Below are 23,971 nucleotides of genomic sequence, written 5' to 3'. Positions count from 1 at the left end.
CACAGCAATCGCTGCCCTTGTGGGAGGGCTTTCAGGCCCGATGCTCTCGGCTCAGGTCGCTGCGACGCATCGGATCGAAAGGTGAAGCCCCTCCCACAAGAGCAGGGGCTGCTGTAGTGGGCAGGCGCTTGTGGGAGGGCCTTCAGGCCCGATGCTTTTGGCTCAGGTCGCTGCGAAGCACCGGATCGAAAGGCATCGGGGCTGAAGCCCCTGCCACGGTTTCGCGGGCCTTTGTGGGAGGGCCTTCAGGCCCGACGCTCTTCGCCCAGGTCGCTACGACGCATCCGATCGAAGGACATCGGAGCCGACGCCGCTCCCGCGATCCAGCCATCGGCCGATCCGCGCGGCGGCCTCGTCGGCGCAGGCCTGCAGCACGAAGTGCGGCGCATCCAGCGCGATGCAGTCGGTCTGCGGCCGTGCGCGGCGGATCTCTTCCCAGCTGTCGCGCGAGACCAGCCGGTCGGCGCCGGCGCGCAGGTACAGCGTGGGCACCGCGACCTCGGCCAGCGCCGCGCGCGCGTCGACGCGGGCGATCTCGCCCAGGCGCCGGCGCAGCACTGCCGGGTCCAGCGCGTCCAGCGCGGCGCGCAGGCGTTGGCGGCGTGGCGCGGTCGACCATCGGCCCAGGGTCGCGCGCGCGACCGCGGCGAGCGGCGCGCGTTGCAGCGGCAGGCGCTGCGTCCACGCCGGCAGCGCGGCCAATCCCAGCGGCGACCACGGCGGCCGCGGCGCGCGCACGAACGAGGCGCACAGCACCAGCGCCTTGAGCTGCGGTGGGCGCCGCGCGGCCAGGCCGATCGCGACCGGGCCGGAGAAGGATTCGCCGATCAGCGCGAACGGTGCGTCGGTGGGCAGCTGCGGCCAGGCCCAGTCGATCAGTTCCGCGTAGCCCAGCGCCGGATCGCCCGGATACGCCAGCGCCTGCCCATCCAGGCGCGGCCGCATCGCGGCGAGGAAGTCGTCCAGCAGGGCGCCGCCGCCGTCGAGTCCGGGCAGGACCAGGGCGCGCATGTCAGCCGCGCCGGCGTCGGGTCGCGCCGCCGCGCGGGCGGGCGTCGGCGCGGACGCGTCCGTGCGCCGGCGTGCGCGCCGGCGTCGCGGTGGCCGCCTCGGCGCCGTCGTCGGCGCGCAACCGCGCGTCCAGCCGGTCCAGCGCCTTGAGCATCGCGGTGCGGTGCCGCGCCAGCTTCATCCACGCCGGCAGGCGCGAGATCATCGAGGCGTTGCCGGCGCTGCGCAGGCGCTCGCGCTGGGTCGCGGCCACGTAGCGGCGCAGTTCGTCCAGGTGCTGCGCGTTGTAGGCCCACAGCAGGCCGTGGCGCGTGGGTTCGAGCAGCCGCAGCGGCAGGCCCAGGTGCGGGTCGCGCGGTTCGTGGCCGCGGTGCGGCGTGGTCTGCACCTCGACCTCGCTGTCGCGCGCGCACACCCGGCAGCGCACGCTCAGCCGCTGCGGCGTGCGCGCAGGCTTGCCGTCGTAGATCCGGTCGACGCCCAGCCATTGGTGGCCGCAGTAGCCGCAGGGCCGGCGGCCGTACAGGCGCACCGGCCCGTACCAGTCGCGCTGCGCCGCGTGCAGGCCGCAGCACGACACCGTCGCCGCGCTGAGGCCGCAGCCGGTGCAGGCGAAGCGCACTTCGCCGTCCTGGCCGCTCGGCGCGCGCACTTGGCCGGGTTGCGCGCAGCGCGGGCAGCGCACCTCGATCAGCCCGGCGTAGCGCCACAGGCCGCGGCCGTCGTCGATGTGTCGCTGCGGGGCGTCCATGCCGTTGCGCGTCCTCAGCACTCGATGACGTTGACCGCCAGGCCGCCGCGCGAGGTTTCCTTGTACTTGTCCTGCATGTCGCGGCCGGTGTCGCGCATGGTCTTGATGACCTTGTCCAGGCTGACCTTGTGCTTGCCGTCGCCGCGCATGGCCATGCGGTAGGCGTTGATCGCCTTGACCGCGCCCATCGCGTTGCGCTCGATGCAGGGAATCTGCACCAGCCCGCCGATCGGGTCGCAGGTCAGGCCGAGGTTGTGTTCCATGCCGATTTCGGCGGCGTTCTCGATCTGGCTCGGGCTGCCGCCGAGCGCGCCGACCAGGCCGGCGGCGGCCATCGAGCAGGCCACGCCGACTTCGCCCTGGCAGCCGACTTCGGCGCCGCTGATCGAGGCGTTTTCCTTGTACAGGATGCCGACCGCGGCCGCGGTCAGCAGGAAGTTGCGCACGCCCTGCAGGTTGGCGCCGGGGCAGAAGCGGTCGTAGTAGTGCAGCACCGACGGGATGATGCCGGCCGCGCCGTTGGTCGGCGCGGTCACCACGCGGCCGCCGGCGGCGTTTTCTTCGTTGACCGCGAGCGCGTAGAGGTTGACCCAGTCGAGCACGGTCAGCGGATCGCGCATCGCCGCCTCGGGTTTGGCGGCGAGTTCGGCGTGCAGGCTCGGCGCGCGGCGCGAGACGTGCAGGCCGCCGGGCAGGGTGCCGGTCTCGCGGATGCCGCGGTTCACGCACGACTGCATCGCCGCCCAGATTTCGTCGAGGCCGGCGTTGATCTGCTCGTCGCTGCGCCAGACGCGCTCGTTGGCCATCATCAGCTGGGCGATGCTGAGCCCGCTGCGCGCGCACTGCGCCAGCAGCTCGTCGCCGGAATGGAACGGGTAGGGCAGGTCGGTGGTGTCGGCGACGATGCGGTCTTCGGCCGCCTCGTCCTGGTTGACCACGAAGCCGCCGCCGACCGAGTAGTAATCGCGGGTGGCGATGACCTCGCCGTTCGCGTCGAACGCGGTGAAGCGCATGCCGTTGGTGTGGAACGGCAGCTTCTGGCGCTTGTTCATGATCAGGTCGTGCTTCTCGTCGAAGCCGATCTCGTGGCGCCCGAACAAATTGATGCGCTTGGTCTTGCGGATGCGCTCCAGCGCGGCCGGGATGATGTCCGGATCGATCTGGTTCGGCCAATGGCCTTCCAGCCCCATCAGCACCGCCTTGTCGGTGCCGTGGCCGCGGCCGGTCAGCGCCAGCGAGCCGAACACCTCGGCGCGCACGCGCGCGGTGCGGGCCAGGTCGGCGCCGGGCTCGCCGGTGCCGCAGCCTTCCACCAGCCAGCGCTCGATGAAGCGCGCGGCGGCGCGCATCGGGCCGACGGTGTGCGAGGAACTCGGACCGATGCCGATCTTGAACAGGTCGAAACTACTGACGGCCACGTTTGGCTGCTCCAACTGGGGTCGGGCGTTGCTGGCGGCCCGCGCGCGGCGCGTCGCGCCGGCACCGCGCGGGTGTGTATACCGCTTATTCTACGCGCGGCCGCGCACGCCCCGCGGCGGGTTTTCGCCGCTTTGCGCGCGATTCGGCCATACCCGGGCGCATTGAGGCGCGCCGGCGCGAGCGTGCCGGCGCACGACGGATGAGGGAGCGACTGTGCTGACTTTGTTCCAACGCGACGACTGCCACCTGTGCGACCTGGCCCTGGCGGTGCTGGCGCAGGCGCGCGCGCCGGAGTTCGAGAGCGTCTTTATCGACGAGGACGCGGCGCTGGAAGCGCGTTACGGCACCCGCGTGCCGGTGCTGCGCGACGAGGCGCGCGGGGCGGAGCTGGATTGGCCGTTCGACGCCGGGCGGCTGGCGGCGTGGCTGCAGGCGGCGGAGTGAGGCCGAAGCCCCTGCAGGAGCGGCGCGAGCCGCGACCGCGGCAACGCAGTTGCGTCGCGGGTTTCGCCGCAGTCGCGTTGTCGCGGTCGCGGCTTGCGCCGCTCCTGCAGGGGGATCGCGTAGGTCGCGCAAAAAAACGGCGCCCGCGTGGGGCGCCGTCTTTGTCGGCGCGGGCGGCTCAGCTGCCCGGCGCGAAGGTGACCTTGGTGCTCACCGCCACTTCGTTGGGGATGATCGAGGTGTCGGCCCAGTCGCCGGCGCCGACGTTGTACTCCAGGCGCTTGACCGTGGCCTTGCCGGCCAGCACCGGCTTGGCGCCCGGGGTCCAGGTGAAGTTCAAGGTCACCGGCTTGCTGACCCCGCGCAGGGTCAGGCTGCCGTCGGCGGCGTAGTTGTTGCCGCCCAGGCTGCGGAACTTGGTCGCGGTGTAGCGCGCCTGCGGGAACTTGGCGATGTCGAAGAAATCGTTGCCCTTGAGGGTGTCGTCGCGTTCGGCGTTCTTGGAGTTGGCGCCGGCCAGCGGGATCACCACGTCGAGCTTGGAGCCTTCCAGCTTGGCCGGGTCGAAGCTCAGCCGGGCGGTGAAGCCGGGTAAGGTGCCGGCGAAGACTTCGCCCTGGTACTTGGTGGCGAAGGTCAGGGTCGAGCCGGCCTGCTGCACGTAGTCGGCGGCGAAGGCCGGTGCGGCGGCGAGGGTCAGGGCGGCGGCCAGGGCCAGGGACTTAAGGCGCATTGCGGTTCTCCGGGGAAGCGGGGGCGGAAACGGTGGACGCGAGCGGGGCTGGGGCGTCGGCGCTGGACGCGCCGTGGCCGTTGGCGGCGTCGGCGATGGCGTCGTAGCTGCGGCGCCGGCCCGGCAGCATCCGGGTCAGGGTGGCGTCGTTCTGGAACAGGTGGTGGTAGAACGCGGCCGCCGCATGCGCCAGCACCAGCGCCAGCAGCAGCCAGAAGCCGGTTTCGTGCAGGTTGCGGGTCAGCTGGGCCAGTTCTTCGTTGCGCGCGGCGAGCTTGGGCAGGTTGAACAGGCCGAAGTACTGCAGCGGGTAGCCGGCGGTGGAATTGAACAGCCAGCCCGACAGCGGCAGCGCGAACATCAGCGCGTACAGCGCCCAGTGGGTCAGCGAGGCGATGCGTTCCTGCCAGTGCGGGGTGCCGGCCACCGGCGCGGGCGCGCCGGCGTAGATGCGCCACAGCAAGCGCAGCGTCACCAGCGTCAGCAGGGTCAGGCCGAGCGATTTGTGCAGGGCGTAGATCTTGATCTTCGACGGCCCGTTGTGCATGTCGGTCATGGTCAGGCCGATGACGGCGATGGCCGCGATCAGCAAGACGATCAGCCAGTGCAGCGACTGGCTGACGGCGCCCCATCGGTCGGCGGTGTTCTTCAAGGTCATCGGCGGGGCTCCGGTTCGGGCTGAGCGTTGGCGGGGGTGGGCGGTGCGGGATCGGGTCGCACGGAATCCTGGCGGGCGTCGTCTTCGCCGGCGCCGGCCTCGGCCGCGCCCTGGGGAGAATCGCCTACGTATTTGTCGCGCACCGCTTCGGCTTCGATGCGCAGCTCGACCTCGTCGCCGATCACCGACTTCCACGCGTCGATGCCGAACGCGGCGCGGCTGAGCGTAGCGGTGGCGGAGAAGCCGGCGGTGCGGTGGAACGGCGGCAGCGGATGGCGCTTGAGCTGGTTGAACTTGACCTGCAGGCACAGCGGGCCGTCGACGCCGTGCAGGCTCAAGGTGCCGCAGACCTCGAAGCGCTGCGGGTCGCCGGCGGCCGGTTCGACCCGCTCAGAGACGAAGCGCGCGCTCGGCCAGCGCTTGCCGTCGAGCAGGTTGCGCGCCAGCGCGGCCTTGTTCCATTTGCCGTCGCCCAGGTCGAGCCGGGTCAGCGGCACCTGTACGTCGAGATGGGCGCCGCGCCAGTCGGCCGGGTCGAAGCGCAGGGTGCCGGCGGCGCCGGAGACGGTGCCGATGGCCTGGGAGAAGCCGGCATGCGACAGCGCGAACATGACCCGGGTGTGGACCGGATCGAAGCCGTAGGTGCCCGGATCGGCCTTGGCGGCCGGGGCCGCCGCGGTCCGCGCGTCCGCCGCCGCGGCGGCCGGCTTGGCCGCCGGCTCGGCGTCTGCCCGCTGCGCGCCCGCCGGCGTCGCGGTCGCGGCGCCGGCGAATGCGGCGAGCGCGGCCAGCACGATGGCGCAGGGACGATTGAGAGACATGGCAGCTCCGGCAAGGTTCGGCAGGGATTCTAGGCACAGCGGCGCAAGGCCGTGTCCAGGCGCGCGCAACGCTCCGTTTCGACCCGGGCCGCGGCGGCGCCCGGGGGCGTCGCGCCGGTGCGGCGCGACAGGGCCGCGGTTTCGCGACTTGCCTGCCGATGCGGTTATCGCCGAGCCTTATGCCAGGGGAATATGTCGCAGCCGGACCGGCGAAACCGTAATCCGGATGCCAGAATGTGGTCAGCCCAGTGTCAGCGAGGCGTCAGTTTCGCTGCTCCCGGCGCAGCCGGCGCGCTGCCAGGATGGCTTGTTTCATTGTGCGAGGGAACCGGATGCTGCAAGCGCTGATACGGGGAAGGCCGCGATGGTGCGCCTGCCTGGCCATGGTGGCCGTGGCGGTGGCCGCGCTCGCGCCCGCCTGGGCCGCGGCCGGCGTGCCCGAGGCGCCGCGCGCGCGCATCATCGGCGTCGCCGACGGCCTGCCGTCGAGCAAGGTCAACGGCATGGCCTTCGATCACGCCGGCTACCTGTGGCTGGCCACCACCGATGGCCTGGCGCGCTACGACGGCGTCGGCATGAAGGTGTGGCGGCATGTGCCCGGCGATCCGGCTTCGCTGCCCGGCAACGACCTGGCCCTGGTCACCGTCGACGACCGCGACCGCATCTGGGTCGCCGCCGAGGGCCGCGGGCTGAGCATGATGGACGCGCGCCGCGAGGGCTTCGTCCAGTACAGCCGCACCGCGCATCCGCAGATCGGCAGCGACGACACCTTCAGCGTGGCCAGCCGCAACGGCGAGGTCTGGTTCGGCACCTACGGCGGCGGCCTGCACCGGATCGACCGCAACGGCCGGATCGAGCGCTTCATGCCCAAGGACGGCGACCCGCGCAGCCTGCCGTCCTCGACCGTGCTGTCGCTGGCCTTCGACGACCGCGGCGAGTTGTGGATCGGCACGTTCAAGGGCCTGGCGCGCTGGACCGGCAGCGATTTCGAGCGCTACCCGCTGCCCGGCGACGACCCGGCGCCGTGGGTGTTCACCATGGCCCCGGTCGGCGATGCGCTGTGGGTCGGCAGCAAGACCGGCCTGCACCGGCGCGAGCGCGACGGGCGCTGGAGCGATCCGGACTATTCGGTGATGTTCGCCCAGCTCAACGCGGTGCTGAGCCTGGCGCCGGACCGCGACGGCAGTTTCTGGATCGGCACCCAGCGCAGCATCTGGCGGGCCACGCCGCAGACGGTGCCGGCGCCGATGGCGCTGGGCCCGGCGCGGCCGGCGCGGCCGGTGCAGCAGATCCTGGGCCAGGACGACGGCTCGTTCTGGTTCCCGCTGGCCGGCGTCGGGGTCGGCTACCTGCGCCCGGACTGGCGCCGCATCGCCCAGTATTCGCGCGAGCGCGGCACCCTCAGCAGCGAGCTGTACACCGCGCTGGCGCCGTCGGCGCGCGGCGGCTTCTGGCTGATCGGCGCGCGCGGCGAGATCGAGCGGCTGGGCCAGGACGGCGTGGTCGAGCCGGTCGCCGACGGCCCGCACGATGCGCTCGGCAAGGGCGGCATCCCCAACACCGCGGTCGAGGACCGCCGCGGCCGGCTGTGGATCGCCACCAGCCGCAACAACCTGGTGCGGATCGATCCCTCCGGCGCCTGGCGCGACTGGAGCGACGATTCGGCGCAAGACCCGGTGCTGCCCGGCGAACCCGACCGGGTCGCGATCGCGCCCGACGGCACGCTGTGGATTTCCTACCTCACCCAAGGGCTGCAGCAGCGCGATCCCGACACCGGCAAGGTGCTGGCGACGATCGCGGTCGGCCCGCAGCAGGGCATCGGCAACGGCGACTTCGACGCGATCGGCTTCGCCCCCGACGGCGCGCTGTGGATCGCCTCGGGCGAGGGCCTGTTGCGCCGCGACGCCGCGCGCAACGTCATGGCCGCGGTGCCGGGCCTGCCCGGCGACCGCGTGTTCGGCTTCGTGTTCGAAAACGCCGACAGCCTGTGGCTGCAGCGCCTCAACGGCCTGGAGCACTACCGGCGCGAGGGCGGGCGCTGGCAGCTGCGCGAACGCGCCGGGGTCGAGCGCGGCATTCCGGCGGTGGAAGGCACCGGCCTGTTCCGCGACCGCGACGGGCGGCTGTGGCTGCCGACCGCGCGCGGCCTGTTCCGCTGGGACCCCAAGGCCCAGCGCCTGCGCCGCTTCGGCGTGCAGGACGGCATGAGCAGCCAGGAGTTCCTGCGCCGCACCAGCGTGCTGACCGCCGACGGCACCCTGGCCGCGTCGCTGTCGGACGGCAGCGTGGTGTTGATCGACACCGCCTGGCCGGACCCGGCCGCGCGCCAGCCGCGGCTGGTGTGGCACCAGCTCGACGTGCGCCGCCACGGCCGCTGGGTGCCGCTGCCGCTGCACCGGCCGGTGCGGCCGTCGGGGTCCGAGCGCGCCTCGCGCTACGAAGCGCTGCCGACGCTGGCGCCGGACGACCGCGAGATGCGCGTGCAGTTGCGCCTGCTCTCGTTCGACGATCCGCAGGCCAACCGCTACTACACCTGGCTGGAGGGCTACGACAGCGACTGGGTCGCGGTCGGCGAAAGCGGCGAGCGGGTGTTCGCCGGCCTGCCGCCGGGCAGCTACGTGCTGCGCGCGCGCGCGGTCGACGCCAACGGCAACGCCGCGCTGGAGCGGACCCTGGAATTCAACGTGCGGCCGCCGTGGTGGCGCACGCCGCCGGCGCTGGCGGCGCTGCTGGGCCTGATCGCGCTGGCGGCGTGGTGGGCGACGATGGCGTACCGGCGGCGGCTGGCGCGGCGGCTCAACTGGCAGCGCGCCGAGCACGAGCGCGAAGTGGCCAAGCAGGCCTCGCTGGCCAAGACCCGGTTCCTGGCGACGCTGGGGCACGAGGTGCGCACGCCGATGACCGGCGTGCTGGGCATGAGCGAGTTGTTGCTGGACACGCCGCTGGACCAGAAGCAGCGCGGCTACACCGAATCGATCCGGCGCGCGGGCGAGCACCTGTTGCGTTTGGTCAACGACGCGCTGGATTTGGCGCGAATCGAATCGGGCAAGCTCGAGCTGGCGCACGAGCCCTTCGACCTGCGCGCGCTGGTGGCGCAGGCGGCCGACCTGATGCGGCCGCTGGCGCAGCAGCGCGGGCTGCGTTTCCAGGTCGACGTCGACGCCGATGCGCCGGCCGGGCTGCGCGGCGACCAGAGCCGGGTGTGCCAGATCCTGCTGAACCTGCTCGGCAACGCGATCAAGTTCACCGATACCGGCTCCGTCGGCCTGCGGGTCGAGCGGCTGAGCCCGCAGGGCGTGCGTTTCGAGGTCAGCGACACCGGCCCGGGCCTCAACGAAGAACAGAAGCAGCGCTTGTTCCGCCGCTTCGAGCAGGCCGAGGGCGCGCGCACCGCGGCGCGTTACGGCGGCAGCGGCCTGGGCCTGGCGATCAGCCAGGAACTGGCGGCGGCGATGGAAGGCCTGATCGCGGTGCACAGCGAACCGGGGCAGGGCGCGCGCTTCGTGTTCGACCTGCCGCTGGCGCAGGCCGAGCCGCCGGCGCACAGCGCCGCAGCGAACGAACCGAAGCTGGCGCGGCCGCACGTCGGGCCGCGCGCGGTGCTGCTGGTGGAGGACGATCCGACCGTGGCCGAGGTCATCGCCGGCCTGCTGCGCACCCAGGGCCACCGCGTCACCCACGTCGCCAACGGCCTGGCCGCGCTGGCCGAAGTGGCGACCGCGCGCTTCGACCTGGCCCTGCTCGATCTCGACCTGCCCGGCATCAACGGCCTCGACCTCGCCCGCCAGCTGCGCGCGCAAGGTTTCGCCCAACCGCTGGTGGCGGTGACCGCGCGCGCCGATGCCGACGCCGAACCGCAGGCGGCGAAGGCCGGCTTCGACCGCTTCCTGCGCAAGCCGGTGACCGGCGCGATGCTGGCCGAGGCGCTGCGGGCGTTGTTCGAGCGCGAGGCGTGAGGGTGCGGGCGGGCTGAGCGCAAAGCGTCGGGCCTGAAGGTCGTCCCACAAGAGCCAAGGCCCTCCCAGCAAGTGCCAAGGCTCTCCCAGCAAGTGCCAAGGCTCTCCCACAAGAGCCTGGCCCTGCGCGCAATGCCGCCGGCCCCGCGCTGTTTCGGGCCCGATGCTGTTGTGGGAGGGCCTTCAGGCCCGACGCTTTGCGCTCAGCCCGCCGCGCGGTTGTGACCGCCAGCGCATTCGGCGCCGAGGCCGCGCGCTTGCGCCCGCTTCCCCCCGTTGCGACGATACGCGCACCGGCCTTTCCGGGACTCAATCGCTCGCGTTCCAGGAGGAGCCCCGTGCTGGGACGTTGTTGTGGCTTGCTCCTGATGCTGGCGCTGTGCGCGGTGCAATGCGTCGAGCAGGCCCAGGCGCGCCTGCCGGAAACCCCGCGCTTCCGCCGCTTCGGCCAGGAACAGGGCCTGCCCAAGTCGGTGGTCGCCGCCGAGCTCGACCACCAGGGCTACCTGTGGATGGCCACCGAGGACGGGCTGGCGCGCTACGACGGCGTCGAGTTCACCCTGTGGCGCCACATCATCGGCCTGTCCGGCTCGCTGCCGGACAACATGCTCGAAGACCTCTACATCGATTCGGGCGACCGCGTCTGGGTCGCCAGCCGCGACGGCCTGAGCTGGCTCGGCGCCGACCGCAAGGAATTCGAGCGCATCTCCTTCGACGGCGCCAACGCCAGCTGCAGCGACAACGTCACCTTCCTCACCGGCACCCCGGACGGGACCATCTGGACCGCGACCTCCGACGGCCTGCTGTGCCGCATCGCGCCCGACGGCCGCAGCGTGGAGCGCTTCGTGCCCGGCGCCGGCGCCGCCGCGCGGCTGCCGCGCGGGCCGGTCACCGCGCTGATGGCCGATCCGCGCGGGCGCCTGCTGGTCGGCACCGCCAACGGCCTGGCGCGCTACGACCAGTGCCGCTTCGCACGCATCGGCCGCGACGAGACCGCCGGCCTGGGCGTGGGCGAACTGTCGCAGGACGCCGACGGTTCGATCTGGGTCGGCACCAGCGGCGGGCTGTTCCGGCTCGGCGCCGACGACCGCATGACCCGGCCGCCGTGGAAGCTCGGCGAGGACGCCAGCAACGCCATCGTCATCAGCGACCTGTCCGGCGGCCGCTGGATCGGCACCACCGCCGGCCTGTACCGGGTCGACGCCGACGACAACGTGCGCCTGCTCCAGGACGACGCCGGCGACGGCCTGTGGGACTACCGCAGCGGCGTGCTGCAGATGCTGCGCGACGAAGAAGGCGGAATCTGGCTGATCACCTATTCGCAGGGCCTGGTCTACCTGCCGCCGGACTGGAACCGCTTCGCCTCGGTGACCTCGGTCGGCGGCCGCCAGATCGACCGGCTCGACGCGCGCGACGTCGCCCCCGACGGCGACGGCGGCTTCTGGATGCTCACCGCCACCGACTTGTACCGCCTGCGCGCCGGCAGCGGCACGCTGGAACCGGTGGTGGGCAGCCGCGAGTTGGGCCTGAAGTGGATGCACACGCTGTACGCGCGCCCGGACGGGCGGCTGTGGATCGGCCACTCCGGCGGCCTGGTGCTGTTCGACCCGGCCAGCGGCCAGGGCCGCAGCTGGCCGCTGGACCCGCAGCGCCCGCGCCTGCAGGGCACGGTGTGGTTCCTGCACGAACAGGCCGACGGCGGGCTGTGGATCTGGCTGTCCGACGGCAGCGTGCACCGCTACAGCGCCGACGGCGAGGAACTGGCGCCCGGCCCGATCGAGCGCACGCTGGCCACCGCCGGCTTCCTGACCAGCCCCGGCACCTTCCGCCCGGGGCCCGACGGCCAGCCCTGGTTCGCCGGCGGCACCGGCCTGCACCGTTGGGACGGCGACGGCTTCGTCGCGGTGCCGGGCGGCGAGTTCGCCGACATCCAGGCGATGAGCTTCGCCGGCCCGCAGCGGCTGTGGCTGGCGCGCACCGGCGCGCTCGAGGCGTATCGCTGGAAGGACGGCAAGCTCAGCCTGGAACGGCGCATCGACAACACCGCCGACTACCCCGACACCAACGTCTCCGGCCTGCTGACCAGCCGCAACGGCACGGTCTGGGCGACCACCGCGCGCGGCCTGCTGATGGTCTCGCCCGACGCGCGCCGGCTGCGCCTGTTCGGCCTGGGCGACGGCATTCCCAACGTCGAGCTGACCCGGACCACGCCGCACCGCAACGCCGACGGCATCGCCGCGGCGCTGTCGCTGGACGGTCTGGTCCTGTTCGACCTGGACACGCCGTTCCCGAACGCGCGGCCGCCGCGGCTGTCGCTGGAAAGCCTCAGCGTGCGCCGCGAGGAAGACGACTGGGCGCTGTCGCCGGCCGGCGGCAGCGTGCAACTGGAATCCGACGACCGCGACTTCCGCGTGGTCGCGCGGCTGATGTCGTTCCTGGACCCGCGCTCGCACATCTACCGCTTCAAGCTGGAGGGCTACGACCCGGACTGGATCGAGCAGCGCGCCAACGGCGAGCGGGTGTTCTCGCGCCTGGACCCGGGCGAGTACCGGCTGCTGGTCAAGGCGGCCGGCGCCGACGGCATCTGGTCCGAACCGGTCGCCTTCGAGTTGCGGGTCAAGCCGCCGTGGTGGCGCTCGACCTGGGCGCAGCTGGTGTTCACCGCGATCGGCATCGTCCTGATCGGCATCGTTGCGGTCGCCTACCGGCGCCGCCTGGGCCGGCGCAGCGCGTGGCAACTGGCGGTGCACAAGCGCGAGGTGGCCGAGCAGGCCTCGCTGGCCAAGACCCGGTTCCTGGCGACGCTGGGGCACGAGGTGCGCACGCCGATGACCGGCGTGCTGGGGATGAGCGAGTTGCTGCTGGACACGTCGTTGGATCAAAAGCAGCGGGGGTATACCGAGTCGATCAAGCGCGCGGGCGAACACCTGTTGCGGTTGGTCAACGACGCGCTCGACCTGGCCCGGATCGAGTCGGGCCGGCTGGAACTGCAGGACCGCCCGTTCGACCTGCACGCGCTGGTCGAGGAAGCGGCCGGGCTGATGCAGCCGCTGGCGCGCCAGCGCGGGCTGGCGTTCGAGGTCGAGATCGCCGCCGACGCGCCGGCCGGCCTGCGCGGCGATGCGCACCGGGTCAGCCAGATCCTCATGAACCTGCTCGGCAACGCGATCAAGTTCACCGAGCACGGCCGGGTCGGCCTGCGGGTGCAGGCGCTGTCGCCGCAGGGCGTGCGCTTCGAGGTCAGCGACACCGGGCCGGGCCTCAACGACGAACAGAAGGCGCGGCTGTTCCGCCGCTTCGAACAGGCCGAAGGCGCGCGCACCGCGGCGCGCTACGGCGGCAGCGGCCTGGGCCTGGCGATCTGCCAGGAGCTGGCCGCGGCGATGGACGGGCAGGTCAGCGTGGTCAGCCAGGCCGGGCAGGGCGCGCGCTTCGTGCTCGACCTGCCGCTGCCGGCGGCCGCGCCGCCGGCGCCGTCGCAACCGCGCGACCGCTACTCGCCGCGGGTGCCGGTGGCGCCGGAGCGCAGCGTGCCGCGCGCGATCCTGTTGGTCGAGGACGACGCCACCGTGGCCGAGGTGATCGCCGGCCTGCTGCGCGCGCACGGCCACCGCGTCACCCATGTCGCCAACGGCCTGGCGGCGCTGGCGGAAACCGCGACCGCGCGGTTCGACCTGGCCCTGCTCGACCTCGACCTGCCCGGCATCAACGGCCTCGACCTCGCCCGGCAACTGCGCGTGCAGGGCTTCGCGCGGCCGCTGGTGGCGGTGACCGCGCGTGCCGACGCCGACGCCGAGCCGCAGGCGCGCCGCGCCGGGTTCGACCTGTTCCTGCGCAAGCCGGTCACCGGCGCGATGCTGGCCGAAGCCATCGACCGCGTCGTCGACGCGGCGGACGCGTCGTGAACCGCGCCGGCGCCGCCTGCCGCACCCGCGCCGCCGCGCCCGCGTCGGCGCGCACGTGGCTGCGCGCGGCCGCCGCCGGGCTGCGCGCCGCGGTCGCCGCGACCGCGCTGCTGGCCGCGCTGTGGGCCGCGCCGGCCAGCGCCGGCCTGCCGGAAACGCCGCGCCCGCGCCAGCTGACCGTCGCCGACGGCCTGCCGTCGAACACCATCAACCGCATCGCCGAGGACCGCCACGGCTACCTGTGGATCGCCACCAGCGAGGGCCTGGCGCGCTACGACGGCACCGGCTACCGGATCTGGCAGCGCGAACAGGGCCTGCGCGACAACTTCGTGTGGACCGTGCACGTGGACGCGCGCAACCGGGTCTGGGTCGGCACCGCCCAGGGCGGCATGGCCATGCTCGACGCGCAGCGCAAGCGCTGGACCTATTTCGACCGCAGCAACACCCCGATCCTCGACGACGACTGCGTGTGGTCGATCGCCTCCACCGCCGACGGCGCGCTGTGGTTCGGCACCGAGCGCGGCGGCCTGTACCGGATGGGCGAGGACGGCCAGATCCGCCGCTTCATGCCGCGCGCAGGCGATCCGCGCAGCCTGCCCGGCGAAGGCGTGGTCGCGCTCAGCGTCGCCCCTGACGGCGTGCTGTGGGTCGGCACCCGCGACGGCGCGGCGCGCTGGACCGGCCGCGATTTCGAACGCGTGCCGGCCGGCGCGCTGAAGTCCAACATCCTCAATTCGATCGGCTTCGAGCGCGACGGCGCGGTCTGGTTCGGCACCACCGGCGGGGTCGGCCTGCGCACCCCGGACGGACGCTACCGCGCCGATCCGTGGTCGGCGTTCGCCTCGAAGTACGCGGTCATGGACGTGCTGGCGCGCGACCGCGCCGGGCAGTACTGGTTCGACCTGCCGCAGGGCCTGGGCGTGGGCGGGGCCGACGGCGTCGAAGTGGTGCCCTTGTTCAGCGCCACCAGCCAGGGCCTGGTGCGGCCGAACTGGTCGGGCGCCTACGAGGACCGCGAGGGCGGCCTGTGGTTCGGCAGCAACGGCCACGGCCTGTGGTACCTGCCGCCGAACTGGCGCCAGTTCTCGGTGCTGATCCGGCGCATCGACGATCCGGCCTCGATGGCCAACGGCTACGTGCGCGGCATCGCGCCGGCCGACGACGGCGACATGTGGCTGGTCGGCAGCGGCGGCGCGCTCGACAAGCTGGACCCGGAAACCGGCGCGATCGAACACGTGGCCAAGGGCTTCAGCGGCGGCATCGTGCTCTACCACGTGCTCGCCGACCGCCGCGGCAAGGTCTGGGCGACCTGGTACGGCGGCCTGGCGCGGATCGACCCGGCGACCCGCACGATCCGCACCTGGCACATGGACCGCGGCGACGACCGCGCGATCACCGGCTCGGTCGACCTGGTCGAGAGCGGCGAGCTGGTCTGGCTGATCGGCAGCGCCGGCGAAGTGCAGGCGCGCGACGGCGAGGGCCGGGTGCGCGAGACCCTGCACGCCGGCGAGCGCGGCCTGCCGGCCAGCGTGGTGATCCCGTTCGGCGGCCACGGCCCCGACGGTTCGCTGTGGCTGGCCGCGGGTTCCGCGCTGCTGCGCTGGGACGCCGGCGAGCGCCGGTTCGTGCCGGTGCCGGGGCTGGCGCCGGGCAGCGCGATCCAGAGCTTCGTGTTCGCCGACGGCCAGCGCATGTGGCTGGGCGGCTTCGGCACCCTCGACGCCTACCGCTGGGACGGCAAGCGCCTGCACCGCGACTTCGGCCTGGACGTGCGCGACGGCCTGCCGGCGACGGAAGTGCGCGGCCTGGCGGTGGACGCCAACGGCCTGGTGTGGATGACCAGCAAGCGCGGCCTGGTGCGGGTGGATCCGTATGCGCGCACGGCGCGGGTGTACGGGGTCAAGGACGGCCTGCCGAGCCAGGAATTCGCGCGCGCGCCGGTGGCGCGCCCCGGCGACGGCCGCCTGCTGATCGGCAGCCCCGAGGGCCTGGTGCTGTTCGACCCGGCGATGGTCAAGCCCAGCCGCGCCGCGCCGACGTTGATCGTGGAAAGCGTGGAGGTGCGCCGCGGCAGCCGCAAGGTCGCCTTCCCGACCGAAGACGCCGACCCGCGCAAGGCGCTGCCCGGGCGGGTGCCGGCGGTGTTCGTTGCCGACGGCGACCGCGACCTGCGCATCGTCGCCCGGCTGCTGTCGTTCAACAATTCGCAGAACAACCGCTACCGCTTCCGCCTGAGCCGCTTCGACCCGGGCTGGGTCGATGTCGGCGCCAGCGGCGAGCGCGTGTTCTCGCAGCTCTCGCCCGGCGATTACCGCCTGCAGGTGATGGCCAAGACCGCCGACAACGTGTGGTCGCCGCCGCTGACGATCCAGTTGCACGTGGACTCGCCGTGGTGGTGGAGCTGGTGGGCGGTGGTCGCCGCGGTGGCGCTGTTGGCGCTGCTGCTGGCGTGGATCTTGATGGCGCACCGCAACCGCCTGCAGCGCCGGCTGGCCTGGCAGCGCGCCGAGCACGAGCGCGAAGTGGCCAAGCAGGCCTCGCTGGCCAAGACCCGGTTCCTGGCGACGCTGGGGCACGAAGTGCGCACGCCGATGACCGGCGTGCTGGGCATGAGCGAGTTGCTGCTGGATACGCCGCTGGACCAGAAGCAGCGCGGCTACACCGAATCGATCCGGCGCGCGGGCGAACACCTGTTGCGCTTGGTCAACGACGCGTTGGACCTGGCGCGGATCGAATCGGGCAAGCTCGAACTGGCGCACGAGCCCTTCGACCTGCGCGCGCTGGTGGCGCAGGCGGCCGACCTGATGCGGCCGTTGGCGCAGCAGCGCGGGCTGACCTTCGAGGTGGAGGTGGCCGCGAACGCGCCGCGCGGCCTGCGCGGCGACGCCAGCCGGGTCTGCCAGGTGTTGCTGAACCTGCTCGGCAACGCGATCAAGTTCACCGACGCGGGCACGGTCGGCCTGCGGGTCGAGCGGCTGACCCCGCAGGGCGTGCGTTTCGAGGTCAGCGACACCGGTCCGGGCCTCAACGAAGAACAGAAGCAGCGTTTGTTCCGCCGCTTCGAGCAGGCCGAAGGCGCGCGCACCGCGGCGCGTTACGGCGGCAGCGGCCTGGGCCTGGCGATCAGCCAGGAACTGGCGGCGGCGATGGAAGGCGAAATCGCGGTGTACAGCGAACCGGGCCAGGGCGCGCGGTTCGTGTTCGACCTGCCGCTGTCCAACGCCGAGCCGCCGTCCGGCGCGGGCGCCGAGCGCGGCGCGCGCGCGGTGGCGCGGCCGCACGCCGGGCCGCTGGCGATCCTGCTGGTCGAGGACGACGCCACCGTGGCCGAAGTCATCGCCGGCCTGCTGCGCACCCACGGCCACCGCGTCACCCACGTCGGCAACGGCCTGGCCGCGCTGGCCGAGGTGGCGACCGCGCGCTTCGACATCGCCTTGCTCGACCTCGACCTGCCGGGCATCAACGGCCTGGACCTGGCGCGGCAACTGCGCACGCAAGGTTTCGTCCAACCGTTGGTGGCGGTGACCGCGCGCGCCGACGCCGACGCCGAACCGCAGGCGGCCCAGGCCGGCTTCGACCGCTTCCTGCGCAAACCGGTGACCGGCGCGATGCTGGCCGACGCGATCGACGAGCTGATCGTCGCGCGCCGCGGCGAAGCGTAGCGGCGCGCAGCGGCCGCCCGCACCAGGCCGAACCGCTGCCGCGCGTCGCGTTTGCTTGACCCGCGTCCGCGCGCGCACGGCCGCGGCGTAGTCGAATGGACGCGTTCGCGGCCCGCGCCGCCCTTAACCGGAGCCATCAGCGCCATGCAGATCGGAAACCTGTTCGCCGGCGCCGACGCGCCGGCCGAAGGCGAGCGCTTCGAGGCGCTGCTCACGCACAAGAACCTGGTGGTCGAACGCATCGTCAGCTCCGCGCGGATCCAGCCGACTGCGTACGTCCAGCCGCAGGACGAGTGGGTCTCGCTGCTGCGCGGCGAAGCCGAACTCGACGTCGCCGGCGAGACGGTGACCCTGCGCGCGGGCGACCATCTGTTCCTGCCGGCCGGCACGCCGCATACGGTGCGCAAGGTCGCCGACGGCAGCGTCTGGCTGGCGGTGCATCTGCACTGAGGCGCCGGCCGCGGGAACCGTCTCGCGGCTCGCGAAGGCCGGTGGTTTCGCGGCGGTCGTGTCGGCGCAAGACGACGCGTGCCGGATCGTTCGCGGCGACCGCCTGTTCGCCGCGCCCATCGTGCGCATGCGCAGCGTGCCCGCCCGGCCATCGCGACGAACCCGCGCCAACCCCCGGCGCGGCAACGAAAAAACCGGCGCGGACGCCGGTTTTTCGTCGCCGCGCGAACCGGCGCGTCAGCGCGCGCTGAGTTCGTGCACCGCCGCCACCAGCGCGCCGACGTGCTCCGGCGACATGTCCGGCGACAGCCCATGGCCGAGGTTGAACACGTGGCCTTCGCGCGAGCCGCCGTTGCCGTCGCGGTAGTCGTCGAGCGCGCGCCCGACTTCGCGGCGGATCGCCTCGGGCGAGGCGTACAGCGTCACCGGGTCGAGGTTGCCCTGCAACGCGGTGCGCCCGGCGATGCGTCGCGCCGCGTCGCCCAGGCCGATGGTCCAGTCCACGCCGACCGCCTCGGCGCCGCTGGCGGCGAGCTCGTCGAGGTAGGGATCGTTGCCCTTGCCGAACAGGATCAGCGGCGCGCGCGTCTCGCCGTCGCCGCGCGGCAGTTCGGCGGCGATGCGCTGCAGGTAGCGCAGCGAGAACTCGCGGTACATCGACGGCGACAGCACCCCGCCCCAGGTGTCGAACACCTGCAGGGCCTGCGCGCCGGCCGCGTACTGGGCCTTGAGGTAGGCGATCACCGCGTCGGTGACCACGCCCAGCAGCTTGTGCATCGCCGCCGGCTCGTTGAGCGCGAGCGACTTGACCCGGGCGTAGTTGTCGCTGCCGCCGCCTTCGACCATGTAGCAGGCGATGGTCCACGGGCTGCCGGAGAAACCGATCAGCGGCACCGAGCCGTTCAATTCGCGGCGGATGGTGCGCACCGCGTCCATCACGTAGCGCAGGTCGGTCTCCATGTCGGGCACGCCGAGCTTGTCGATGTCGGCGGCGCTGCGGATCGGGCGCTCGAACTTCGGGCCTTCGCCCTCGGCGAAGTACAGGCCCAGGCCCATCGCGTCGGGCACGGTGAGGATGTCGGAGAACAGGATCGCCGCGTCCAGCGGGAACCGGCGCAGCGGCTGCAGGGTGACCTCGCAGGCCAGCTCGGGGTTCTTGGCCAGTTGCAGGAAGCTGCCGGCCTGGGCGCGGGTGGCGCGGTACTCGGGCAGGTAGCGGCCGGCCTGGCGCATCAGCCACACGGGCGTGCGGTCGACGGGTTGGCGGCGCAGGGCGCGCAGGAAGCGATCGTTGGCGAGGGGCTGGCTGGACATGGTCGGGCGTGGGCCGTGGGGTTCGTCGGGAAGTCGGGGAATCAGCGCGCGATGCGATGGCGGGCGTCGCGGGCCGGGCGCGGGCGCTGTCGCGGCCGTGGCGGCGCGAACGCGGTTGGCGCGCAGTCTGGGCTGCGCCGGGGGACGGCGGCAGTGGCGGTTTGTCCCACCCGCGCCGGCGGCGCCGCGCTCGCGGTCATCGCGGCGCTTCGGCGCCCTGGCTGAACATCAGCTGGAAACCGCGCTTGAGCTGCTGGTCGCGCGCCTGCTCCAGCGCGGCGAACGCGCTGTCGCGGTCCAGGAACTGCTCGCGCCGGACCGTGCTGCGGCCGCCGATCTGGCCGCTTTCGCGCACCAGGGTCCAGCCGCCGAGCAGGTCGGGCTGCAGCATCAGTTGCACGAAGCGCGGGGCTTCGTGGCCGTCGGGGCGTTGTTGGAGGAGGAGGCGCACTGGCCGATTGTAGCCGCAGGCGCTGGCCGCGGCAGCCGGCGTGGGCCTGCAGGCGGCGCCGTCGCGGGGCGGACGCCGCGGTTTCGCGACGGGAGTGCGGGCCAGCGCCGGGCGCGGCCGGCGCGCGGGCGCGACCGGGCGGCGGGGCGGGCCGACGGCGCGCGGCCGCCGGCCCGCCGGCCGCGCGGGCTCAATACGAGGGCGGGTTCTTGAGCTCGACGTTCTGGACCCAGTCGCCGAAGCCGTTGGACAGATGCACCACTTCGCCGAGCAACTGCCCGCCCAGCGCCTCGGCGTTGAGGAAGATCGAGCCGTTGGAGTACTCGCCGACCGTGTACTGCGGGCGCCCGGCGACCATGGTCCGGGTGGCGTTCACGTAGCGCAGGCCGGTCAGCATGATCTGCCACTGGCGGGTGTCCTCGCTCAGGGTCGCGGCTACCGAGGTGTCGAAGATGCCGCCGTTGTTGTAGTTGAGCACCGCGTGCTGGATCGAGTCGGTCAGCGCCTGCCAGGACACGCCGAAGATCACCGTGCTGGTGCGCGCGTTGGGGTAGTTGCCGAAACGTTCCAGCGCGGTCTGCGCGGCTACTTCGGGCAGGTCGGTGGGGTCGTAGTGTTTGTCGAGGAATTCGAATTCGTTGGGCACGGCGGGCTCCTGGTCGGTGGGAGGGGCGGGTTCGTCCGCATCGGCGGGCGCCGGTGCGGGACGGGCGAGGGCGCGGCGCAACAGCAGCATTTCCAGCAACGACACGGCGGCCATGCGACGCGATCCGATGGGCGATGCGGGACGAAACGCGGCGCGGGCGGCGCTGTGAAGCGCGGCGGGGGCGATCCGCGCGGCGCTGCGGCCGGCCCGGCCCGACGAGCGTGTTGTGCCGGCGCGCCGCCGGTCGCGCGGCTTCACAGCCGCGCCGCGGCGGCGTTGCAGACAGGACAACGTGGATGGACCACGACCGGAGCCGGACGATGCCGCAACTGAGCAACGCACAACTGCAGGGACTGGCCGCGAGCAACCTCGACGCGGGCGTCGTACTCGATGCGGACTGGGACGATCCCTATCCCGACGCGCCGTGCTGGGGCTTCGCCCTGTTCGGCGGCCCGGGCGGGCACGCCGACAACACCCCGCCGACGATCTCCACCCAGGCCTTCGTCCTCAACGCCGCCGGCCTGATCGTCGGCCTGAACCCGGGCTTCGTGCAGTGGGTGCAGCAGGACATCGGCGGCGCCGCGGCGACGGCGCAGGCGCAGGCGCTGGCGGCGAACTTCCAGGCCGCTTTCATCGACCTCGACGACGACGCGCAGCAAGCCTGCAGCGACGCGCTCGCGCGGTTGTGCGCGGTCGCCGCCGGACTGACCCTGTCCGCCGCCAACGGCACCGCGCCGACCTCGTACTCGGTGGTCATGGCCAGCGACCATTGGTACAGCTGGGAACACTGGGCGCTGGGCCTGGCCAACAACGTCGGCCAGCCCGAATACCCCGCGGTGCAGTACTGCCAGCGCTACGCCGGGGGGAACCCGGTCAAGACCCGCTCACGCCAGGTGTGGGGAGCGCACCCGATCCTGACCCGGGTCTACCTGACCGAATTGCTCGACGGCCACGTGAGCTACCTGGAGCACGCCCAGGGCTGGCCGGGCTGACCTGGCTCAGCGAACCGCATCGCGTACGCCGCCGCCGATTTTTGCGGCGGCGGCCGCCTTCGATGCAGTCGTGGTTTCGCGATCGCGGCTCGCGCCGCTGCTGCCGTCCGGAACGAATCGGCGCGTGGTCTTGCCGGGCGGGGTCGGGTCCGGGCCTGGGGCGAGGCGTTCAACCCCGCGCAAGCGCGCCGACAGCGTGGGGACGGCGCGGCTCGTTGTCGACGAGACGGACGACGTGCGCCTCCAGCACGCGCCGATGGCCGGCGAAGACGAAGTAAGTGCGCGAGTAGACGGTGCCGTGCAGGCCGCGCGGCAGCAGGTAGCTGGCCTCGACCACGAACGGCGCGACGATCCGCGCCGATACTCGATCGCGGCGCAACGGCAGCGGCCGCAGTTTCATGTCGTGGCCTTCGCGCTCGCGTCCTTCGCGGTAGGCCTGGTCGGCGCAGGCATCCAGCGCCGCCCATGCGTTGAGGTAGCCGCCCGCCAGCGCTGCGGCGGGCAGCAACAGGGCGAGCAAGGCGAATCTGCCGAAAGGCTTCATTTCCGGTTTCCGCGCCGATCCATCGGTGGATGCCCGCCGCCGGCGCATCCGCGTTTGCGCGGACGGCGGCGGCACGCGCTCAGCCGGCGCGCAACACCGCCAGCACCTGCTCGTCCGCCACGCCCGACACGATCCGCGCCGCGCCGGCGCGATCCCACAGCACGAAGCGCAGGCCGGAGGCGTCGGCCTTCTTGTCCAGGCGCATGCGCGCCAGCAGCGCCTGCGGGTCGAGCCCGGTGGGGATGCGCACCGGCAGGCCCAGGCGTTCGAGCAGGCGCTGCAGGCGTTCGGCGTCGGCCGCGCCGGCGCGCCCGAGCGCGGCCGACAGCCGCGCCGCCAGGACCATGCCCACCGCCACCGCCTCGCCGTGGTTGAGGCCGTCGCCGCTGGTGCCGGCGTAGCCTTGCTCGGTCTCGATGGCGTGGCCGAAGGTGTGGCCGAAGTTGAGCATGGCGCGGTCGCCGCGTTCGTAGGGGTCGCGCGCGACCACGTCGGCCTTGAACGCGCAGCTGCGCGCGATCGCCTCGGCCAGCGCGGCGTCGTCGCGGGCCAGCAGGGCCTCGGCGTGGCTTTCCAGCCAGTCCAGGAAGCCGGCGTCGAAGATCGCGCCGTACTTCACCACCTCGGCCAGGCCTGCGCGCAGCTCGCGGTCGGGCAGGGTGCGCAGCGCCGCGGTGTCGGCGATCACCGCGCGCGGCGGATGGAACGCGCCGACCAGGTTCTTGCCGCTGGGCAGGTCGACCGCGGTCTTGCCGCCGACCGAGGAATCGACCATCGCCAGCAGCGTGGTCGGCAGCTGCACGCAGTCGATGCCGCGCATCCAGCAGGCCGCGGCGAAGCCGGCGAGGTCGCCGACCACGCCGCCGCCGAGCGCGATCACCGTCGCGTCGCGGGTCGCGCCGAGCTCGGACAGCGCGTGCAGGCACTGGCTGAAGCGCTCCAGGGTCTTCTCGTGTTCGCCGGGCGGGATCGCGAACGTGGCGACGCTGAGCTCGGGCCGGGCCTGCGCCAGCGCGGCCAGCACGCCGTCGAGGTAGAGCGGGGCGACGTTGCCGTCGCTGACGAGCAGCGCGTGGCGGCCGCGCAGCGGCCTGGCCAGGCGCGCGCCGTCGGCGAGCAGGCCGGGACCGATCTCGATGCTGTAGCCGGCGTCGCCGGACACTTCGACTTTGCGCGGCGCGCTCATGCGGTGGCTCCAAGGGGGGAAGGCGTGGACGAAGGCGGGCGCCGCCACAGCGCGTCGAGCTGCCGCGCCAGGCCCAGCGCGGCCTCGCCGGCGCCGCCGGCGCCGGTGTCGAATTGCAGGTCGGCGGCTTGCGCGTACAGCGGCGCGCGCACCCGGGCGAGATCGCGCAGCACCTGTTCGCGGTCGCCGCGCGCCAGCAGCGGGCGGCTGCGGTCCTGGGCCAGCCGCTCGAGCTGCTGCTCGACGCTGACCTGCAGGTATACGACGAAACCGCGTTCGCGCAACAGCCGACGGTTGTCCGCCGCCAGCACCGCGCCGCCGCCGGTGGACAGCAGCAGGCCGTCGCCGGCCAGCAGCTCGGCCAGCACCGCGCTCTCGCGCGCGCGAAAGCCGGCTTCGCCCTCGTGTTCGAAGATTTCGGCGACGCGCGCGCCGGCGCGCAGCTCGACCTCGCGGTCGGCGTCGACCGCGCGCAGGCCGAAGCGCTCGGCCAGGCGCTTGCCGATGCAGGTTTTGCCCGAGCCCATCGGCCCGACCAGGATCAGATTGCTCGCCGGATTCATGCCGCGATTGTAGGGCACGCCGCGCCCGCGCTTGCGCCGCCGCGACGCTTGCGCCGGCTTAACGAGCCCCGGCCTAGGCTCGCAGTTCCCGCCGTCGCCGGCCCGCGCGCGCCGCGGCGCGGCCCCGTTCCCGCCGCGCGCCACAGGAGAGACGCATATGTCGGTCGCCAAGGTCATCGAACTCAGCACTTCCTCCACCACCGGCATCGAGGACGCGGTCAAGTCCGGTTTGGCCAAGTGCGCCGAATCGGTCAAGGACATCCAGGGCGCCTGGGTCAACGAGATCAAGGTCACCACCGATGCGGCCGGCAACATCCAGGAGTGGCGGGTGAACCTGAAAATCAGCTTCGTGGTGAAGTGAGCGGGCGTCGCGGCTGAAAGGGCAGCCTCGGCCCGAAGGCCCTCCCACGAGGGCCAGGCCTCTCACACGCCGATGCCATGGGCTTCGGTGGGAGGGCCTTCAGG

Annotated in this window: 18 protein-coding genes and 1 pseudogene; 7 read left to right on the top strand and 12 right to left on the bottom strand. The window is 72.9% G+C overall.

From position 1 onward, the window contains the following. Positions 1 to 273: 273 nt before the first annotated feature. From BLV01_RS10885 to BLV01_RS10875, 3 genes are read right to left on the bottom strand one after another with little or no spacing between them, the layout of a single operon-like run. Complete coding sequence (locus BLV01_RS10885) at positions 274 to 1,011, bottom strand: alpha/beta fold hydrolase (RefSeq protein ID WP_091798743.1); 738 nt, start codon at positions 1,009 to 1,011, stop codon at positions 274 to 276. 1 nt (position 1,012) lies between these two features. Then, complete coding sequence (locus tag BLV01_RS10880; RefSeq protein WP_254782593.1) at positions 1,013 to 1,762, bottom strand: hypothetical protein; 750 nt, start codon at positions 1,760 to 1,762, stop codon at positions 1,013 to 1,015. A gap of 14 nt (positions 1,763 to 1,776) precedes the next feature. After that, the gene (locus tag BLV01_RS10875) at positions 1,777 to 3,180 is read right to left on the bottom strand and encodes an L-serine ammonia-lyase (RefSeq protein ID WP_091798740.1); all 1,404 of its coding nucleotides are present in this window, start codon (positions 3,178 to 3,180) and stop codon (positions 1,777 to 1,779) included. Positions 3,181 to 3,394: 214 nt separating this feature from the next. Here BLV01_RS10875 and BLV01_RS10870 point away from each other — a divergent pair, with 214 nt between their 5' ends. After that, on the top strand, positions 3,395 to 3,625 hold the full coding sequence (locus BLV01_RS10870; protein WP_091798737.1) for a glutaredoxin family protein: 231 nt from the start codon (positions 3,395 to 3,397) through the stop codon (positions 3,623 to 3,625). A 178-nt stretch (positions 3,626 to 3,803) separates the two neighbouring features. On the opposite strand, the gene BLV01_RS10865 is transcribed toward BLV01_RS10870, so the two are convergent. From BLV01_RS10865 to BLV01_RS10855, 3 genes and pseudogenes are all read right to left on the bottom strand, one after another. After that, positions 3,804 to 4,358, bottom strand: coding sequence for a YceI family protein (locus BLV01_RS10865; RefSeq protein ID WP_091798734.1), 555 nt, complete (start codon positions 4,356 to 4,358; stop codon positions 3,804 to 3,806). 121 nt (positions 4,359 to 4,479) lie between these two features. Continuing rightward, a pseudogene (locus BLV01_RS10860) lies at positions 4,480 to 5,016 on the bottom strand (cytochrome b); the annotation flags it as partial. Beyond that, a complete protein-coding gene (locus tag BLV01_RS10855) occupies positions 5,013 to 5,837 on the bottom strand; it encodes a YceI family protein (RefSeq protein ID WP_091798728.1) in 825 nt (274 codons plus the stop codon). The pseudogene BLV01_RS10860 and the gene BLV01_RS10855, both read right to left, overlap by 4 nt. 383 nt (positions 5,838 to 6,220) lie before the next feature. On the opposite strand from BLV01_RS10855, the gene BLV01_RS10850 reads away from it, so the two are divergent. From BLV01_RS10850 to BLV01_RS10835, 4 genes are all read left to right on the top strand, one after another. Further along, complete coding sequence (locus BLV01_RS10850) at positions 6,221 to 9,793, top strand: hybrid sensor histidine kinase/response regulator (RefSeq protein ID WP_091798725.1); 3,573 nt, start codon at positions 6,221 to 6,223, stop codon at positions 9,791 to 9,793. A 368-nt stretch (positions 9,794 to 10,161) separates the two neighbouring features. Further along, a complete protein-coding gene (locus BLV01_RS10845) occupies positions 10,162 to 13,698 on the top strand; it encodes a hybrid sensor histidine kinase/response regulator (RefSeq protein WP_254782610.1) in 3,537 nt (1,178 codons plus the stop codon). Next, positions 13,695 to 17,360, top strand: a complete 3,666-nt coding sequence (locus BLV01_RS10840) for a hybrid sensor histidine kinase/response regulator (RefSeq protein WP_254782592.1) — start codon at positions 13,695 to 13,697, stop codon at positions 17,358 to 17,360. Before BLV01_RS10845 ends, BLV01_RS10840 begins: the two co-directional genes overlap by 4 nt. A gap of 144 nt (positions 17,361 to 17,504) precedes the next feature. Continuing rightward, positions 17,505 to 17,810 (top strand): cupin domain-containing protein, encoded by a 306-nt coding sequence (locus BLV01_RS10835; protein WP_091798720.1) that lies wholly within the window; start codon positions 17,505 to 17,507, stop codon positions 17,808 to 17,810. Positions 17,811 to 18,047: 237 nt separating this feature from the next. Here the strand turns inward: BLV01_RS10835 and hemE are convergent, their stop codons facing one another. The 3 genes from hemE to BLV01_RS10820 all read right to left on the bottom strand — a co-directional run bounded on the left by hemE (position 18,048) and on the right by BLV01_RS10820 (position 20,335). Continuing rightward, entirely contained in the window at positions 18,048 to 19,124 is a 1,077-nt protein-coding gene (gene hemE / locus BLV01_RS10830) for a uroporphyrinogen decarboxylase (protein ID WP_091798717.1), read from the bottom strand. A 196-nt stretch (positions 19,125 to 19,320) separates the two neighbouring features. Then, positions 19,321 to 19,575 (bottom strand): WGR domain-containing protein, encoded by a 255-nt coding sequence (locus BLV01_RS10825; protein ID WP_074864201.1) that lies wholly within the window; start codon positions 19,573 to 19,575, stop codon positions 19,321 to 19,323. A 190-nt stretch (positions 19,576 to 19,765) separates the two neighbouring features. Next, positions 19,766 to 20,335, bottom strand: a complete 570-nt coding sequence (locus tag BLV01_RS10820; protein WP_217633487.1) for a hypothetical protein — start codon at positions 20,333 to 20,335, stop codon at positions 19,766 to 19,768. 206 nt (positions 20,336 to 20,541) lie between these two features. Here BLV01_RS10820 and BLV01_RS10815 point away from each other — a divergent pair, with 206 nt between their 5' ends. Then, positions 20,542 to 21,213, top strand: coding sequence for a hypothetical protein (locus tag BLV01_RS10815; RefSeq protein WP_139178612.1), 672 nt, complete (start codon positions 20,542 to 20,544; stop codon positions 21,211 to 21,213). 169 nt (positions 21,214 to 21,382) lie between these two features. Here BLV01_RS10815 and BLV01_RS10810 read toward each other — a convergent pair whose 3' ends face one another. The 3 genes from BLV01_RS10810 to BLV01_RS10800 are packed head-to-tail and all read right to left on the bottom strand — an operon-like array spanning position 21,383 to position 23,506. Beyond that, a complete protein-coding gene (locus tag BLV01_RS10810) occupies positions 21,383 to 21,832 on the bottom strand; it encodes a hypothetical protein (protein WP_139178611.1) in 450 nt (149 codons plus the stop codon). A gap of 4 nt (positions 21,833 to 21,836) precedes the next feature. Beyond that, positions 21,837 to 22,943 carry a 3-dehydroquinate synthase gene (aroB, locus tag BLV01_RS10805; RefSeq protein ID WP_091798708.1) on the bottom strand — a complete coding sequence of 369 codons (1,107 nt, stop codon included), beginning with the start codon at positions 22,941 to 22,943 and terminating at the stop codon, positions 21,837 to 21,839. Further along, a complete protein-coding gene (locus BLV01_RS10800; RefSeq protein ID WP_091798704.1) occupies positions 22,940 to 23,506 on the bottom strand; it encodes a shikimate kinase in 567 nt (188 codons plus the stop codon). The genes aroB and BLV01_RS10800 overlap by 4 nt, the downstream gene beginning before the upstream one ends. Positions 23,507 to 23,663: 157 nt before the next feature. Between BLV01_RS10800 and BLV01_RS10795 the strand changes: the two genes are divergently transcribed. Then, positions 23,664 to 23,867: a dodecin family protein gene (locus BLV01_RS10795; RefSeq protein WP_057946557.1), complete on the top strand. Its 204-nt coding sequence runs from the start codon at positions 23,664 to 23,666 to the stop codon at positions 23,865 to 23,867. Positions 23,868 to 23,971 lie beyond the last annotated feature (104 nt).

Source organism: Lysobacter sp. yr284, from assembly GCF_900107375.1.
GTDB lineage: Bacteria > Pseudomonadota > Gammaproteobacteria > Xanthomonadales > Xanthomonadaceae > Lysobacter.
The sequence above is the reverse complement of the archived record's forward strand: the minus strand, read 5'-3'. Positions and strand labels throughout refer to the sequence as shown.

Excerpts from the sequence above, each read along its gene's own strand:
- BLV01_RS10885 (WP_091798743.1), bottom strand. The coding sequence starts at position 1,011 with ATGCGCGCCCTGGTCCTGCCCGGACTCGACGGCGGCGGCGCCCTGCTG.
- BLV01_RS10880 (WP_254782593.1), bottom strand. The coding sequence starts at position 1,762 with ATGGACGCCCCGCAGCGACACATCGACGACGGCCGCGGCCTGTGGCGC.
- BLV01_RS10865 (WP_091798734.1), bottom strand. The coding sequence starts at position 4,358 with ATGCGCCTTAAGTCCCTGGCCCTGGCCGCCGCCCTGACCCTCGCCGCC.
- BLV01_RS10855 (WP_091798728.1), bottom strand. The coding sequence starts at position 5,837 with ATGTCTCTCAATCGTCCCTGCGCCATCGTGCTGGCCGCGCTCGCCGCA.
- BLV01_RS10850 (WP_091798725.1), top strand. The coding sequence starts at position 6,221 with ATGGTGGCCGTGGCGGTGGCCGCGCTCGCGCCCGCCTGGGCCGCGGCC.
- BLV01_RS10845 (WP_254782610.1), top strand. The coding sequence starts at position 10,162 with ATGCTGGCGCTGTGCGCGGTGCAATGCGTCGAGCAGGCCCAGGCGCGC.
- BLV01_RS10835 (WP_091798720.1), top strand. The coding sequence starts at position 17,505 with ATGCAGATCGGAAACCTGTTCGCCGGCGCCGACGCGCCGGCCGAAGGC.
- hemE (WP_091798717.1), bottom strand. The coding sequence starts at position 19,124 with ATGTCCAGCCAGCCCCTCGCCAACGATCGCTTCCTGCGCGCCCTGCGC.
- BLV01_RS10820 (WP_217633487.1), bottom strand. The coding sequence starts at position 20,335 with ATGGCCGCCGTGTCGTTGCTGGAAATGCTGCTGTTGCGCCGCGCCCTC.
- BLV01_RS10815 (WP_139178612.1), top strand. The coding sequence starts at position 20,542 with ATGCCGCAACTGAGCAACGCACAACTGCAGGGACTGGCCGCGAGCAAC.
- aroB (WP_091798708.1), bottom strand. The coding sequence starts at position 22,943 with ATGAGCGCGCCGCGCAAAGTCGAAGTGTCCGGCGACGCCGGCTACAGC.
- BLV01_RS10800 (WP_091798704.1), bottom strand. The coding sequence starts at position 23,506 with ATGAATCCGGCGAGCAATCTGATCCTGGTCGGGCCGATGGGCTCGGGC.
- BLV01_RS10795 (WP_057946557.1), top strand. The coding sequence starts at position 23,664 with ATGTCGGTCGCCAAGGTCATCGAACTCAGCACTTCCTCCACCACCGGC.